This is a genomic window from Sphingomonas aerophila (genome assembly GCF_014199305.1).
In the GTDB taxonomy this organism is placed as follows: Bacteria; Pseudomonadota; Alphaproteobacteria; order Sphingomonadales; family Sphingomonadaceae; genus Sphingomonas; species Sphingomonas aerophila.
This window is the reverse complement of record NZ_JACIJK010000009.1, coordinates 44,712-60,852: the sequence shown is the minus strand read 5'-3', so window position 1 is coordinate 60,852 and position 16,141 is coordinate 44,712. Positions and strand designations below refer to the sequence as shown.

At 65.1% G+C, this 16,141-nt stretch carries 12 protein-coding genes; 1 reads left to right on the top strand and 11 read right to left on the bottom strand.

What is annotated here, in order from left to right; translation table 11 throughout:
• Positions 1 to 263: 263 nt before the first annotated feature.
• Positions 264 to 3,182 carry an excinuclease ABC subunit UvrA gene (uvrA, locus tag FHS94_RS14360; protein ID WP_184059074.1) on the bottom strand — a complete coding sequence of 973 codons (2,919 nt, stop codon included), beginning with the start codon at positions 3,180 to 3,182 and terminating at the stop codon, positions 264 to 266.
• 180 nt (positions 3,183 to 3,362) lie between these two features.
• Here uvrA and FHS94_RS14355 point away from each other — a divergent pair, with 180 nt between their 5' ends.
• Positions 3,363 to 3,893, top strand: a complete 531-nt coding sequence (locus FHS94_RS14355; RefSeq protein WP_184059072.1) for a homogentisate 1,2-dioxygenase — start codon at positions 3,363 to 3,365, stop codon at positions 3,891 to 3,893.
• A 2-nt stretch (positions 3,894 to 3,895) separates the two neighbouring features.
• Here the strand turns inward: FHS94_RS14355 and FHS94_RS14350 are convergent, their stop codons facing one another.
• From FHS94_RS14350 to FHS94_RS14305, 10 genes are all read right to left on the bottom strand, one after another.
• On the bottom strand, positions 3,896 to 4,249 hold the full coding sequence (locus FHS94_RS14350) for a GCN5-related N-acetyltransferase (RefSeq protein ID WP_246348633.1): 354 nt from the start codon (positions 4,247 to 4,249) through the stop codon (positions 3,896 to 3,898).
• Positions 4,246 to 5,205 carry a helix-turn-helix domain-containing protein gene (locus FHS94_RS14345; RefSeq protein ID WP_184059070.1) on the bottom strand — a complete coding sequence of 320 codons (960 nt, stop codon included), beginning with the start codon at positions 5,203 to 5,205 and terminating at the stop codon, positions 4,246 to 4,248. Before FHS94_RS14345 ends, FHS94_RS14350 begins: the two co-directional genes overlap by 4 nt.
• A gap of 14 nt (positions 5,206 to 5,219) precedes the next feature.
• Entirely contained in the window at positions 5,220 to 6,620 is a 1,401-nt protein-coding gene (gene lpdA / locus FHS94_RS14340) for a dihydrolipoyl dehydrogenase (protein WP_184059068.1), read from the bottom strand.
• Between the two features lie 98 nt (positions 6,621 to 6,718).
• On the bottom strand, positions 6,719 to 7,960 hold the full coding sequence (odhB, locus tag FHS94_RS14335; RefSeq protein ID WP_184059066.1) for a 2-oxoglutarate dehydrogenase complex dihydrolipoyllysine-residue succinyltransferase: 1,242 nt from the start codon (positions 7,958 to 7,960) through the stop codon (positions 6,719 to 6,721).
• Positions 7,961 to 8,126: 166 nt separating this feature from the next.
• Positions 8,127 to 11,105: a 2-oxoglutarate dehydrogenase E1 component gene (locus FHS94_RS14330; RefSeq protein WP_184059064.1), complete on the bottom strand. Its 2,979-nt coding sequence runs from the start codon at positions 11,103 to 11,105 to the stop codon at positions 8,127 to 8,129.
• A 101-nt stretch (positions 11,106 to 11,206) separates the two neighbouring features.
• On the bottom strand, positions 11,207 to 12,091 hold the full coding sequence (sucD, locus tag FHS94_RS14325) for a succinate--CoA ligase subunit alpha (RefSeq protein WP_184059062.1): 885 nt from the start codon (positions 12,089 to 12,091) through the stop codon (positions 11,207 to 11,209).
• A 391-nt stretch (positions 12,092 to 12,482) separates the two neighbouring features.
• Positions 12,483 to 13,445 (bottom strand): malate dehydrogenase, encoded by a 963-nt coding sequence (gene mdh / locus FHS94_RS14320; RefSeq protein WP_184059060.1) that lies wholly within the window; start codon positions 13,443 to 13,445, stop codon positions 12,483 to 12,485.
• 130 nt (positions 13,446 to 13,575) lie between these two features.
• Positions 13,576 to 14,682, bottom strand: coding sequence for a cell division protein ZapE (gene zapE / locus FHS94_RS14315; protein WP_184059058.1), 1,107 nt, complete (start codon positions 14,680 to 14,682; stop codon positions 13,576 to 13,578).
• 52 nt (positions 14,683 to 14,734) lie between these two features.
• Positions 14,735 to 15,226 carry a PaaI family thioesterase gene (locus FHS94_RS14310; RefSeq protein ID WP_184059369.1) on the bottom strand — a complete coding sequence of 164 codons (492 nt, stop codon included), beginning with the start codon at positions 15,224 to 15,226 and terminating at the stop codon, positions 14,735 to 14,737.
• 122 nt (positions 15,227 to 15,348) lie between these two features.
• Positions 15,349 to 16,140: a succinate dehydrogenase iron-sulfur subunit gene (locus tag FHS94_RS14305; RefSeq protein WP_184059056.1), complete on the bottom strand. Its 792-nt coding sequence runs from the start codon at positions 16,138 to 16,140 to the stop codon at positions 15,349 to 15,351.
• Position 16,141: the final 1 nt, after the last annotated feature.

Sequence of the window (16,141 nt, the reverse complement as noted above, 5' to 3'; positions counted from 1 at the left end):
CAAGTGAAGGAGCAACTCGTCCCAGTTAGGCGCACCGAAGTAACGCCTCGAGAGCCCGGAACCCACAAAGAGTATCGGCTGACATCCAAGTGTCTCAACTGTAGCTCTGATGTCGTCGACTATCTCATTCTGATATACTTCATACCGCGTCGCCTCTGCCTCTGAAGCCATCACCCTCTCCAATGATTTTACGGCTGTACGCCGCATGCGTGCTTCCGGCCCGCTGGACCGCGAGCCGCTTAGACCATGGATTGATTATCAGCCTACTCCGCCGCCTCCGCCCGCTGTACGCCACCCCTCCCCTTCTCCAGCAACGGCGCCAGATACCGCCCGGTATAGCTCCCCGGCGCCTTGGCCACCTCCTCCGGCGTGCCGACCGCGACGATCTCGCCGCCCTTGACGCCGCCCTCCGGCCCGAGGTCCACGACCCAGTCGGCGGTCTTGATGACGTCCAGATTGTGCTCGATCACCACCACGGTGTTGCCCTGCTCCACCAGCGCGTGGAGGACTTCGAGGAGCTTGCGGACGTCCTCGAAGTGCAACCCCGTGGTCGGCTCGTCGAGGATGTAAAGCGTGTTGCCGGTGGCCCGCCTGGCGAGTTCCTTTGCAAGCTTCACCCGCTGCGCCTCGCCGCCCGACAGGGTCGTCGCCTGCTGACCGACCTTGACGTAACCCAGGCCCACTTCGACCAGCATCGCCATCTTGTCGCGGATCGGGGGTACGTTGGCGAAGAAGCTGGCGGCATCCTCCACGTTCATGTCGAGCACGTCGGCGATCGACTTGCCCTTGAACTTCACTTCCAGCGTTTCGCGGTTGTACCGCGCGCCGTGGCAGACGTCGCACTGGACATAGACGTCGGGCAGGAAGTGCATCTCGATCTTGAGCACGCCGTCGCCCTGGCACGCCTCGCACCGCCCGCCCTTGACGTTGAAGGAGAAGCGGCCGGGCTTGTAGCCGCGCGCCTGCGCCTCGGGCAGCCCGGCGAACCAGTCGCGGATGGAGGTAAAGGCGCCGGTATAGGTCGCGGGGTTGGATCGGGGCGTGCGGCCGATCGGCGACTGGTCGATGTCGATCACCTTGTCGAGATGCTGTAGCCCGGTGATCTTGTCGTGACGGCCGGCAAGGACACGCGCGCCGTTGAGCTGGCGAGAGGCGGCGGCGAACAGCGTATCGAGCGTGAAGGACGACTTGCCCGACCCCGACACGCCGGTGATGCAGGTAAAGGTGCCGATGGGGATGGAGGCGGTGACCCCCTTCAGGTTGTTGGCGGTGGCGTTGTGCACCGTCAGCTTCTTGCCCGTGCCCTTGCGCCGAATAGCGGGGACGGCGACCTCCCGCGTACCGTTCAGGTAATCGGCGGTGATGGAACCCTCTGACGCCAGCAGCTCGGGCAGCGTGCCCTGCGCCACGATCTGCCCGCCATGGACGCCGGCGCCCGGCCCCATGTCAATAACATAGTCCGCGGTGCGGATCGCGTCCTCGTCATGTTCCACCACCAGCACGGTGTTGCCCAGGTCGCGCAGGCGGCGCAGCGTGACCAGCAGCATGTCGTTGTCGCGCTGGTGAAGCCCGATCGAGGGCTCGTCGAGGACATAAAGGACGCCCGACAGGCCGCTGCCGATCTGCGACGCGAGGCGGATACGCTGGGACTCACCGCCCGACAGGGTGCCGGACGTGCGGTTGAGGTTGAGGTAGTCGAGCCCGACATTGTTGAGGAAGCCGAGCCGCTCGATGATCTCCTTCAGGATGCGCTCCGCAATGGCGCGCTGCTGGTCGGAAAGTGTGGCGGGCATCGCGGTGAAGAATGCGAGCGCGTCCACGACCGACAGGTGCGTTGCATGGCTGATGTCCTCGCCCGCGATCTTCACCGCCAGCGCTTCCGGCTTCAGGCGGGCACCGTGGCAGACCTCGCACGGCTTGGGCGACTGGTACTTGGATAGCTCTTCCCGCATCCAGGCGGACTCGGTCTGGACCAGGCGGCGGTTGAGGTTGCCGATCACGCCCTCGAATGGCTTGTTGACGTCGTAGCTCTTCTTGCCGTCGATGAAGGTAAGCGTGACGGGCTTGCCTTTCGTGCCATGCAGGATCTTGTCCTGGATCTCGGGCGATAGTTCACCCCAGGGCGTGTCGATGGAAAAGCCGAACTCCCGCGCGAGGGAGCCCAGCACCTGCATGTAATAGGGCGATGGCGGGTTGGACTTGGCCCAGGGGACGACCGCGCCCTTCTTGATCGACAGCGCGTGGTTGGGAACGACCAGGTCCTCGTCGAACAGCAGCTTCTCTCCCAGCCCGTCGCAGGCGGGGCAAGCACCCTGCGGCGCGTTGAACGAGAACAGGCGCGGCTCGATCTCCGGGATGGTGAAGCCCGACACGGGGCAGGCGAAACGCTCGGAGAACACGATGCGACCGGCAGGGGCATGGTCCCCCAGCACGGCCGACTTGGGCGTGGAAACGTCGACCGGATCGGCCGGGTCCACATAGGCGAGCCCATCGGCAAGCTTCAGCGCGGTTTCGAAGCTTTCGGCCAGGCGGGTCGCGTCGACACGCCCGACCACGACGCGGTCGACCACTACCTCCAGGTCGTGCTTGAACTTCTTGTCGAGCGCGGGCGCCTCATCGACCTCATGAACCTGCCCGTCGATGCGGACGCGGGTGAAGCCGGCCTTCTGCCATTCCAGCAGTTCCTTCTTGTACTCGCCCTTGCGTCCGCGAACGACGGGGGCGAGCAGCAGCAGCCGGGTTCCCTCCGGTAGCGCCATGACGCGGTCCACCATTTGGCTGACCTGCTGCGCCGCGATCGGCTCCCCCGTGGCGGGGCTATAGGGGATGCCGACCCGCGCCCAGAGCAGGCGCATATAGTCATAAATCTCCGTCACGGTCGCGACGGTGGAGCGCGGATTGCGGCTGGTGGTCTTCTGCTCGATCGAGATGGCCGGCGACAGGCCCTCGATATGGTCGACGTCGGGCTTTTGCATCAGCTCCAGGAACTGGCGCGCATAGGCCGACAGGCTCTCGACATAGCGGCGCTGTCCCTCCGCATAGATGGTATCGAACGCCAGGGACGATTTGCCCGAGCCCGACAGGCCCGTAATCACCGTCAGCGTATCGCGTGGAATGTCGATATCGACATCCTTGAGGTTGTGTTCACGCGCGCCGCGGACGGAAATGGTGGTCAGGGACATAGGGGTGTTCTTTATCCGTTCTGGACGCTGTAGGACAGGGTTAAGATAGGAACGACCCCGCCCGTTGCCAGTTGAAGGGGCGGCGACCGGTGGAAATCCCTCGGTACTGGCCAAAACCCCTCCGCCCGTTGCACGGCCCCGCCCGCGCGCACTATCGCAACGGCGAGATAGGAGACGAACGTGACTGGGATGATGGTGGCGGCAGCGGCCGCCGCGCTCGCGATTGCGGCCGCGCCGATAAGGCAGGACCCGGCATGCCCGGCGGGCAGCAGCGCCGCCCTGCCCGCGACCTATGACGGCTGGGCCGCCATGCAGGGCGTGACGGCAGGCACCAGCGTCGCCACCCCGGCGACGCTGGCCTTGGGGCGAAGCGCTCGAACGACGCTGTCGCCGGTGGCAACCGTCACGTTTCCGGTGAAGCCTGAACGCGCCGCTGCTGCCGGAACACAAGCAGGTGTGCTCGCGGTCGATGTGACGACGCCCGGCACCTATCGCGTCGCGCTGGGCGCGGCGGTGTGGGTCGATCTGGTTGCCGGTGGCGAGGGCTCGACGGGGATGAAGGCTGTGACGGCAGTGGCGCACGGTCACGGGCCCGATTGTTCGACCGTCCGCAAGTTCGTCGATTTCAAGCTGACCCCGGGCCGTTACGTGCTGCAAGTTTCGGGGGCCAAGACGCCGATACTGGCGGTGATGGTGACGCGGCTGGGCTGACCTTACCGCCTTCCACGCCAGGCGAGCGAACGACGGTTCAGATCGGTCAGGTCGACTTCACCCTGTACGGCAGCACGGGCAAGCTCCACCGCGCGGGCCAGCGCCTCCGCATCGACATGACGATAGGCCGGCCGGGCAGCAACATGGTCGTACCAGCGTCCGCCCAGCGCATTGTCGAGGAGGATCCGCTGAAAGCAGTGATCCGCCTTGACCGGCCAGCTTCGGTCGAGGGCCAGTGCGGGCAGCGTGGCACGCGTAAGGTGCAGCCACTCCCGCTCCAGTTCCACTCGCTCGGCGGCTGACAACGGCGTGCCATCGCAGCCAGGACAACGGCCAGTAACCGCCCCATCGCTCATGGCGCATCAACGGGAGAACGGAACGCCAGGCGAGCGGGATCGTGCAATGCCTGCGTCCCCACGCCCAGCACCGCGGCCCGGGCACGGATGCTCGCGGCCAGGAAGGTGGTGGGACGTGCCATGAACCGGCGTGGCGTGGTGCCGAGAAAGGTCTCCGCGTCCCGCAGGAAGTGCGACGCGTCGAAATAGCTCTTGTCGATCAAGTCGTAATTCGCCGCGTCCCCGGCCGCGAACAGGCGTAACAAGGACCGGAGAAACCGTGCACGACGGAGCAGCAGCTTGGGCGTCATGCCAAAGAACTGACGCGACAGCGCGCGCAACTGATGCGGCGCAAGCCCAAGCTGGCGGGCGACATCCCCTACGTCCAGGATGTCCTTGGTCACGGTGATGAGGGCCAACTGGCGGATCAGCGGCTCGTCCGGGTGAACCGGGCCGAGCAGGTCGGCGAGCACGGAGTCGAGCGCGCCCTTGATGTCCCGGTCGCTGCCCAGCCCGGTAAGGGCCGCCAGCATTCGTTCGGCCATGTCGGCGCCGCCAAATTCCGAAAGCGGGACGATGCGATTGTGGATATCGCTCGCGCTACGTCGAAACAGTCGTGACCAGCCAAGCGCGCTGACCCCGGTGCCGATCATCACTCCGCCGTGCGTCGTCAGCCGCATGGCCCAAGTCGTCGGACCATATAAGGCAACTTGCGGAACCGCCCCGATCTTGCGGCTACCCATGGCGGCCGAGATTGGTCCAGCATCAAAGGAGATGTTGATCATTACCGGTGCTGGCAGGAACCAGTCCACCAACTCCGCCGGCGAGTCCGACGCGTAGCAGGTGTAGCCGGTAATGTAGTCGGATAGCGTCGCCGCCGGCTGGTCGTAGCGCATCCGCATCCCCGGCCCCATTGAAAAGGCGGAGTCGGGGATGCCGGGTGTCTGCGTCCCGCCGGAAACAAAGCTGCGCTTCACCCGGCGGAAACTTATCAAATGTGAATCGGTTTCCCGGTCACGGCCATGGCCGCTTCTTTGATTGCCTCGGAATGGGTCGGGTGGGCGTGGCAAGTATATGCGATGTCTTCGCTGGTCGCGCCGAACTCCATCGCCTGCGCGGCCTGGGCGATCATGGTGCCTGCAACGCTGGCGATGGCCCAGACGCCGAGCACGCGGTCGGTCTTGGCATCGGCGATGATCTTCACGAAACCATCGGACTCATGGTTGGTCTTGGCGCGGCTGTTCGCGAGCATCGGGAACTTGCCGACCTTTATCTCGCCAACCTTTTCGCGCGCGGCCTCTTCAGAAAGGCCAACGCCGGCGAACTCGGGGCTGGTGTAAACGACCGAGGGGACGACGTCGTGGTTCACGATGCCGTGCTGGCCGGCGATGTTCTCGGCGACCGCGATGCCTTCATCCTCCGCCTTGTGCGCAAGCATCAGTCCGGGCGCAACGTCGCCAATCGCCCATATGCCCGAAACCGAGGTGCGGAAGTCGTGATCGATGTCCACCTGCCCGCGCTTGTTGAGCTGCAGCCCAGCGGCTTCCAGGTTCAGGCCGTCCGTGTTGGGGCGCCGGCCGATCGCGACGAGCACAGCGTCAGCCTGAATCGTCTCGCCCTCACCGCCCGCAGCGGGTTCGACCGCGACGCTGGCCCGGTCACCCTGCACGGTGACGCCGGTGACCTTTGTCGAGAGTTTGAATTCGAAACCCTGCTTCTTGAAGATTTTGTTGGCTTCCTTGCGGACCTCGCCGTCGAAGCCGGGCAGGATCTGGTCGAGATATTCGACCACGGTCACCTTGGCGCCAAGGCGCTTCCACACTGATCCGAGCTCCAGGCCGATGACGCCGCCGCCGATTACGACGAGGTGCTCGGGGACCTTGGGCAGCTCAAGCGCGCCGGTGGAGTCGACCACCACCTTCTGGTCGACGGTAACGCCGGGCAGCGGGGTCACCGAGGAGCCGGTGGCAATGACGATGTTCTTGGCGCGGACCGTCTGGCCTGCAACTTCGACGCTGTCCGTCCCGGTGAACTTGGCGTGTCCCTTGAGCCAGGTCACCTTGTTCTTCTTGAACAGGAACTCGATGCCACCGGTCAGCGACTTGACCGCGTCGCGACGCTGCGCGTGCATCTGGTCGAGGTCCAGCTCCGCGGTAACCTTGATGCCGAGCTTGGCGAGCTTACCAGAGGCCGCCTCGTCGAACAGCTCGGACGCGTGCAGCAGGGCCTTGGACGGAATACAGCCGACGTTGAGGCAGGTACCGCCAAGCGTCTCGCAGCTCTCGGCGCACGCTGTCTTGAGCCCTAGCTGCGCGGCGCGGATCGCGGCCACATAGCCGCCCGGGCCGGAGCCGATTACAAGGACGTCATAGTCGTAGGTCTGGTCAGACATTCAAAGCTCCGTTCGCCCTGAGCATAGTCGAAGGGCATGCCCCGAAAGTGCGTCGACTTCGCTCGGCACGAACGGAGATAGGGATGATCCGGCTGGGATCACAGGTCGATAAGGATGCGGGTCGGGTCTTCGATCGCGTTCTTGAGCGCGACCAGGAAGGTAACTGCCTCGCGGCCATCGATCAGGCGGTGGTCATAGGAGAGCGCGAGATACATCATCGGGCGCACCACGACCTGCCCGTTCACCACCACGGGACGCTCCTCGATGCGATGGAGGCCGAGCACCGCCGCCTGGGGCGGGTTGATGATCGGCGTGGACATGAGGCTGCCGAACACGCCGCCGTTGGAGATGGTGAAGGTGCCGCCCTTCATCTCGTCCATCTTCAGCGTGCCGTCCTTGGCGCGGCGGCCAAAGTCGCCAATCGTCTTCTCGATGCCTGCGACCGACAGGTCCTGCGCGTCGCGAATGACCGGAACGACCAGTCCGTTGGGCGCTGAGACGGCGACCGAAATGTCGGCGTAATCGTGATACACGATCTCGTCGCCCTCGATCGAGGCGTTGACGGACGGAATGTCCTTCAGCGCCATCGTCGCGGCCTTCACGAAAAAGCCCATGAAGCCCAGGCGCACCCCGTGCTTCTTCTCGAACAGGTCCTTGTACTTGGACCGGGCCTCCATCACCGCGGTCATGTCGACGTCGTTGAACGTCGTCAGCATGGCGGCGGTGTTCTGCGCTTCCTTCAGCCGCTTGGCGATGGTCTGGCGCAGGCGCGTCATCTTGACGCGCTCTTCCTTGCGGCCGCCGCTGGTCGGCGCTGTCGAAGGTGCCTGCGAAGCAGGTGCGGCGGTGGGTGTCGGCGTCGGCGGCTTCGCCTGGGCAGCGGCGGCCACGTCCTCCTTGGTGATGCGGCCATCACGACCGGTCCCGGTAACGGTGGAGGGATCGACACCATGCTCCAGAACCGCGCGGCGAACCGACGGGCTGAGCGCGGCGGGGCTGTCACCGGTCGCTGCTGGTGCGCTCTGCGCCGGGGCGGCCGGGCTGGCGGCGGGCGCCTGGGTCACCGCGGGCTGGGGGGCTGCCGCCTGCGCCGGAGCGCCGCCGCCAGCGTCTACGGTCGCGATCATCGCGCCAACGGCCACGGTGTCCCCGACCTTGACGGCATGCTGGCCCATGACACCCGCAACGGGGCTGGGCACCTCAACCGAGACCTTGTCGGTTTCGAGGCTGGCGATCGGCTCATCGAGCTTCACCGGGTCGCCCGGCTGCTTCAGCCATTCTCCAAGCGTGGCTTCGGTGATCGATTCACCCAGGGTCGGGACCAGGACTTCGGTTGCCATTCTTCCGTTCCTCGTTCCCCGGCGAAGGCCGGGGTCCAGTTGCGCCGTGCCCAAATGGAGGGCGCTGCACGTTGTTGCCTACACCTCCCGCTAGATCCCGGCTGGGCGCCCACAAAGTGCTACTTTGGTGGCGCGGCCCATGCCGGTTTCCAGGGGAGGGCTCAAATCAGCTGCTCGGCCCTTGGGTGGGCCGGGCAGCGGTGGTGTCGTTCTTGCGGGTGCGGCGTACCTCGTCGCGGACCCCGTGGCCGAGCGCGTCGGCGACGAGCGCGGCCTGTTCCAGCGTGTGCCGCTTCATCAAGCCCGTCGCGGGAGAGGCTGCGGCGGCGCGGCCGGCATAGCGCGGACGCTTGGGCGCGGTGCCCGCCTTGATCATGGCCTCCTCGACGGAAGGCTCGACGGAGGTCCAGTAGCCGTTGTTCTTGGGCTCTTCCTGGGCCCAGATCACTTCCTCCAGCGCCGGCATACGGGCAAGCCGCTTGCTGAGCGCGTCGGTCGGGAACGGATAAAGCTGCTCGACGCGGATGATCTGCGTCGCAGTGTCGCCCGCAGCGTCTCGCGCCTCGATCAGGTCATAGGCGACCTTGCCCGAGCAGAGCACGACGCGCTTCGTCGCCTCATCGGCCGCTCCGTTCGGGTCGGACAGGAGACGCTGGAAGTGCGTACCGCCCTGGAAATCCGCGGCAGACGACACAGCCATCTTGTGCCGCAACAGCGACTTGGGCGTGAACACCACCAGCGGCTTGCGGAAAGAGCGGTGCATTTGCCGGCGCAGCAGGTGGAAATAGTTGGCCGGCGTGGTGCAGTTCGCGACCTGCATGTTGTCCTGCGCGCAAAGCTGCAGGAAACGTTCCGGGCGTGCCGAGGAATGCTCGGGTCCCTGCCCTTCATACCCATGCGGCAGCAGCAGCACTAGGCCGTTGGCACGCAGCCACTTGGCCTCACCGCTCGCGATGAACTGATCGATCATGATCTGCGCGCCGTTGGCGAAATCGCCGAACTGCGCTTCCCACATCACCAGCGTCTTCGGGTCTGCCAGGGCGTAGCCATATTCGAAGCCGAGTACGCCATATTCGCTCAAGGGACTGTCGAGCACCTCGAACCGGCCATGTTCGCTGGTCGAGAGCGGCACGTACTTGTGTTCGTCATTCTGGTCGACCCAGACCGCGTGGCGCTGCGAAAAGGTGCCGCGCCCCGAATCCTGGCCCGACAGACGAACGCCATAACCCTCGGCGAGCAACGCACCGAAAGCCAGCGCCTCGCCGGTTGCCCAGTCGAAGTTCGCGCCGGTCGCGAACATCTGCTTCTTCGCCTCGAGCACGCGCGACAGCGTCTTGTGCGGCGACAGGTGGTCCGGAACCGTGGTCAGCGTGCGGCCGATCGCGTCGAACAGCTTGGGCGTCAGGCCCGTTTCAGCGGCGCGGCGCGCGCCCTCCCCGTCGGACGGCGCGCTAAGGCCCGTCCAGCGGCCCGCGAACCAGTCTGCCTTGTTCGGCTTGTACGACGCGCCAGCCTCGAACTCGCCTTCAAGCAGGGTCGTGTACTGGTGGATGTTTTCGTCCAGCCACGCCTGGTCGATCACGCCTTCGCTGATCAGCCGCTTGGAATAGATCTCGCTGACGCCCGGATGATCCTTGATCACCTTGTACATCAACGGCTGGGTGAAGCTCGGCTCGTCACCCTCATTGTGGCCGAAGCGGCGGTAGCACCACATGTCGATCACGATATCGCGGTGGAAGGTCTGGCGGAACTCCATCGCCATCTTGGTCGCGAAGGTTACCGCCTCGGGATCATCGCCGTTGACGTGGAACACCGGCGCCTGGACGCCCTTCGCCACATCCGATGGATAGGGTGAGGAGCGCGCGAACTGGGGCGAGGTGGTGAAGCCCACCTGATTGTTGATGATGAAATGGACGCAGCCGCCGGTGTTGTAACCGCGAATGCCGGAGAAGCCGAGGCACTCCCACACGATGCCCTGGCCCGCAAAAGCGGCGTCACCGTGGATCAGCACGGGCAGCGAGCCCGAGTGATCCTTGAGGTCGTTGGCGATCGTCTGGATCGCGCGGGTCTTGCCCAACACGACTGGATCCGCCGCCTCAAGGTGCGACGGGTTGGCGACAAGGCTCATGTGGACCTTGACCCCGTCGAACTCACGGTCGGAAGAGGTGCCGAGGTGGTACTTCACGTCACCCGAACCGCCGATCTCCTCGGGGTTGGCAGAGCCGCCCGCGAATTCGTGGAAGATGACGCGCAGCGGCTTGCCCATGACATTGGCGAGCACGTTCAGGCGGCCGCGGTGGGCCATGCCGAACACGATCTCGCGCACGCCATACTGGCCGCCATATTTGATGACCGATTCAAGCGCCGGGATCATCGACTCTCCGCCGTCCAGGCCAAAGCGCTTCGTGCCGACATATTTGCGGCCGAGGAACTTCTCCCACTGCTCGGCCTCGATCACCTTGTTCAGGATCGCCTTTTTGCCCTGCGGCGTGAAGTCGATGGCCTTGTCCTTGCCCTCCATCCGGTCCTGGAGGAAGCGGCGCTCGTCCACGTCGGCGATGTGCATGTATTCCAGGCCGACATTGCCGCAGTAATTACGTCGCAGCGTGTCCACGAGTTCGCGCACCGTGCACCATTGCAGGCCCATGGTGCCGCCGAGATAAACGGGACGGTCGATGTCCGCGTCGGAGAAGCCGTGATATTCGGTGCGCAGGTCGTCGGGCAGCTCGCGGCGCGAAAGGCCCAGCGGATCGAGATTGGCCGCGAGGTGGCCACGTACGCGATAGGTGCGGATCAGCAGCTGCGCGCGGATCGCGTCGCCGGCGGCGCGGATGATCTCGTCCTGGCTTGGCGCAGCAGCAGCGGCGGGAGCAGGCGCAGGCTTGGCGCCGCCCTTCGCGGGCTTGGGCGCAGGCTCCATCTGCGTCGGATCGAGCGCCGCGGTCAGGTCGTCCGTGGTGGTGAGCGGCCAGCGGCTCGACTCCCAGCTCGGACCCTGAGGCCCGGCCTCAAGCCCCTGGAAGAAGCCCTGCCAGGCCGGCTCGACCGAACCGGGCGAGGACTGGTACTTCGCGTAGAGCGCTTCAATGAACGCCGGGCTGACGCCCGCCGCGATGTCCGAGAAATCCTGGCCTTCGTAGCCCATCTTGCCGTCTCCTTCGTCACCCCGGCCTAGGCCGGGGTCCAGGGTCGAGAGCAGTGCGCTCGTGGCTCTGGATCCCGGCCTGCGCCGGGATGACGGAATGTTTAAGCCTTCAACACTTCCAGCAAGGTCGAGCCGAGCTCCGATGGCGAAGCCGCCACCTTGATCCCGGCCGCTTCCATTGCGGCAATCTTGTCCTCGGCGCCGCCCTGGCCACCCGACACGATCGCGCCGGCATGGCCCATGCGGCGGCCCGGAGGCGCCGTGCGGCCGGCGATAAAGCCTGCCATGGGCTTCTTGCGACCGCGCTTCGCCTCGTCGCGAAGGAACTGCGCCGCTTCTTCTTCGGCCGATCCGCCGATCTCACCAATCATGATGATGGACTCGGTCGCATCGTCGGCCAGGAACAGCTCCAGCACGTCGATGAAGTTGGTGCCGTTAACCGGGTCGCCACCGATGCCGACCGCCGTGGTCTGGCCAAGGCCGGCGTTGGAAGTCTGGAACACCGCCTCATAGGTCAGCGTGCCCGAGCGCGACACGACGCCGACGGAGCCCTTCTTGAAGATCGAGCCCGGCATGATGCCGATCTTGCACTCGCCCGGTGTCAGCACGCCCGGGCAGTTCGGACCGATCAGCCGCGACTTGGAACCCGACAAGGCGCGCTTGACGCGAACCATGTCGAGCACGGGGATGCCCTCGGTGATCGTGACAATGAGCGGGACTTCCGCGTCGATCGCTTCCAGGATCGAGTCCGCGGCGAAGGGTGGCGGGACGTAGATCACGGACGCGCTGGCGCCGGTCTTGCTGACCGCTTCCGCGACGGTGTCATAGACCGGCAGGCCGAGGTGCTCGGTGCCGCCCTTCCCCGGCGTGACGCCGCCAACCATCTGCGTGCCGTAATCCAGCGCTGCCTTGGTATGGAAGCTGCCGGTCTCGCCGGTCATGCCCTGAGTAATGACCTTGGTATTCCGGTCGACGAGGATGCTCATTCTTGCTCCTTGTTCCCCGGCGAAGGCCGGGGTCCAGTTCGGAAGGTCCTCATGGCAGCGGCAGACGGTCGTACAGGTCTTCCCAATCCGGGTTGACGCCTTCGATTTCCTGCAACTTCCAGACTAGCTTCCATTCCTTCATTTGCAGCTCGCGCTGCCTTGCGCCTTCGATGCTGTCGTGCGCCTCGTACCAGACGAGGCGATCGCAGCCTTACTTCCTGGTGAAGCCCTCGACGGCCCCGCTGCGCTGCTCCCAAACGCGTTTGTGGAGTTCGCTGGTCCCGCCGATATAGATGGGGCCGTTTCTGCCGCTCGCCATGATGTAGACGTAAGCGGCGCGGTCCACCTTTGGGCTTCTACCACTGCACCCCGGCTTTCGCCGGAAAACAGCTTACTTCAACGTTTCGTCAATCCCCTTGCAGGCGACCAGCAATTCCTTGACCGCGTCGACCGAGACCTGGAGGTTACCCTTTGCCTCCTCCGACAGCTTGACCTCGACCACCTTCTCGACGCCCTCGGCGCCAATCACCACGGGCACGCCGACATACAGGTCGTCGATCCCGTACTGCCCGGTCAGATGGGCCGCAGCAGGCAGGATGCGCTTCTGGTCGTAGAGATAAGCTTCGGCCATCGCGATGCCGCTGGTAGCGGGCGCATAATAGGCCGAGCCGGTCTTCAGCAACGCCACGATCTCGCCGCCGCCGCCGCGGGTGCGCTTGATGATCTCGTCGACCTTTTCCTTGGTCGAGAAGCCCATCTCGATCAGGTCTGCGACGGGGATGCCCGACACAGTCGAATATTCGAGCACCGGCACCATGGTGTCGCCATGACCGCCGAGCACAAAAGTGTTCACGTCCTTCACCGAAACGCCGAACTCCTCGGCGAGGAAGTGGCTGAAGCGTGCCGAATCGAGCACGCCGGCCATGCCCACCACCTTGCGATGCGGCAGGCCCGAGAACTCGCGCAGCGCCCAGACCATCGCGTCGAGCGGGTTGGTGATACAGATCACGAGGGCGTCGGGGGCGTTGTCGCGAATGCCCTCACCTACCGCCTTCATCACCTTGAGGTTGATGCCGAGCAGGTCATCGCGGCTCATGCCCGGCTTGCGGGCAACACCGGCGGTGACGATGATGACGTCCGCGCCGCGAATGTCGGCATAATCGTTCGTGCCGGTGATCTTGGCATCGAAGCCTTCAACCGGACCGCACTGTGACAGGTCGAGCGCCTTGCCCTGAGGCACGCCTTCGACCACGTCGAACAGAACGATATCGCCCAACCCCTTCAGCGCCGCGAGATGCGCGAGCGTCCCACCGATGTTACCGGCGCCGATCAGCGCGATCTTCTTGCGGGACATGCAATCCTTCTCCGTTGAGCCGGGCTTCGGCGAGAGCGCATAGGCCCATCCGACGCGTCCGGCAACCGCTTAAGGATCGAAGGTAAAGAAACTTACTGCAAACGTCTCGCAATATCAACAGCGCTGATGCTTACTCCGCCCCATGCCCGGTGGCCAGATATTGTTCCGACCGCATCTCCTCCAAGCGGCTGACTGTACGCTGGAACTCGAAGGCGCCGTCGCCCGAGGGATAGAGCGCGTCAGGCTGGGCGTCCGCGGCTGCGAGCAGCTTCACCTTGTGCTCGTACAGCGCATCGATCAGCGAGACGAAGCGGGCAGCCTCGTTGCGGTTGTCGGGACCAAGTCGGGGGATGCCGACCAGGATCACCGTATGGAAGCGGCGGGCGACGGCGAGGTAGTCGGACGCGCCCCTCGCCTCTCCGCACAGGCGCTTGAAGGAGAAGACGGCGACGCCTTTAAGCGCCTTGGGCACGTGCAGCGTCCGACCCTGGACCGTCAGGTCCTCGCTTGGCACACGCGCGCGGTCCTCCACTGGATAGTCTGTCAGCCGGAAGAACGCGGCCGACAGCTGCGCGGTCGCATCCGGGCCGTTGGGCACGAGCCAGGTGTCCTGCGAACCCAGCCGGTCGCGGCGATAGTCGACCGGGCCGTTGAGCGCGAGCACATCGAGGCGGTCCCCGATCAGTGCAATGAAGGGCAGGAAGTGCTCGCGATTTAGGCCGTTCTTGTACAGGTCAGCAGGCGCGCGGTTGGAGGTGGTGACCACGGTGGTGCCGGCGTTGATAAGTGCGGTGAACAGCCGCGACAGTATCATCGCGTCGGGGCTGTTGGTGACCATCATCTCATCAAACGCGAGCAGCCGCGCTTCCTCTGCCAGCGCGGCGGCGACCGGCAGGATTGGGTCGCCATTCTCCTTGCGGCGTTCGTCGGCGATGCGGGCGTGGATCTCCAGCATGAACTCGGCGAAATGGACCCGGCGCTTGCGGCGGATGTCCAGGTTCGCGAAGAACAGGTCCATCAACATCGACTTGCCGCGCCCCACCCCGCCCCACAGGTAGAGGCCGCGTGGCGCCTGCGGCTTGGCGCGGAGCAGGCGCCACAGGGTACTGCCGCGATGGGGCACCGCCTCCAATTGGGTGGCGAGCGCGTCGAGCCGGGCGGCGGCGGCGGCCTGTTCGGGGTCGGGGCGCAATTCGCCTGCGGTGAGGAGCGCCTGATAGGCGGAAAGGACTTTCATTCAGTCGATGCAATCGCGAAGTCAGGGGATGTGAGCGCCAGGGTAATAAGGGTCACGCCGGGGCGCCCGGGGCGTGGGACTTGCGCAGCGTGGCAGTGAAGCTGGCGATGACGGGAGTAGAGTCTTGAACCACAAGGCCGCGCAGGAACAGCAGGCGGCCAGTTTCGCGAAGCAGTTCGATCCGCGCCTCCAAGGGCTCGCCCAACGTGCCGCCCGCGATGAATTGGCTAGCAAGGTCCACCGTTACTGCACCGCCGGCCTGGAGGACACCAAGGCCGCGGGCGGCGGCAAACAGGGCGCAGTCGATGAAACCGAGCAGCGCGCCGCCATGGACCTGATCGCGAACGTTCGAGTGCTGGCGATCGGGAACCATGCGGACGCGGGCAATGCCTTCGTCGGCGCGGACCAGGATAGGGCCGAGGAACGCGTTGAAGCGGATTTCGTCACGGAGCGTCCATTCCATCCAGCCAGGATGGTCGGGATGCTCAGCGTAGTGGAAGGGGGATTGGGTCACGCCCTTTGGAGTCACGCCGCTTTCCTGCATGGACTGACCATCAGCTTCCGCCGCCACGACACGGCAGCGCCGCGTCGATCAGGCTGGACGATGCCGACCTGTCGGCCGCCATCGCCGGTTCGGGCGGCAGCTGCGCTGCCGCCCCGCCGTCGTCAAAGGACCCGCTCGGCTTCCATCTTCTTGACCTCGGCAATCGCCTTGGCCGGGTTTAGGCCCTTGGGGCAGGTGTTCGCGCAGTTCATGATCGTGTGGCAGCGATACAGACGGAACGGATCCTCCAGCTGATCGAGGCGCTCGCCCGTGATCTCGTCACGGCTGTCGGCCAACCAGCGATATGCCTGAAGCAGAATGGCCGGGCCCAGGAATTTGTCCGAATTCCACCAATAGCTGGGGCACGAGGTCGAGCAGCACGCGCACAGTATGCACTCGTACAGCCCGTCCAGCTTGGCGCGCTCTGCTGGCGTCTGCAGCCGCTCCTTACCCGCAGGCTGCGGCGTCTCCGTCTGCAACCACGGCTTGATCGACGAGTATTGCGCGTAAAAGTGCGTGAAGTCGGGGACGAGATCCTTGATCACTTCCATGTGCGGCAGCGGCGTGATCTGCACCGTGCCCTTCACGTCCTCGATCGCGGTGGTGCAGGCAAGGCCATTGCGTCCGTCGATGTTCATCGAGCAGGAACCGCAGATGCCTTCGCGGCATGACCGGCGGAAGGTAAGCGAGGAGTCCTGCTCCGCCTTCATTTTGATCAGCGCGTCGAGCACCATGGGGCCGCATTCGTCGAGATTGATCTCGAACGTGTCATAGCGGGGGTTCTCGCCCGTATCCGGGTCGTACCGGTAAACCTTGAACGTCTTGGTGCGCGACTTGTCCGCGTTGGGCGTCGGCGACGTATGGGCCTGACCCTTATTGGGAACGCTGTTCTTGGGCAGCCTGAACTCGGCCATC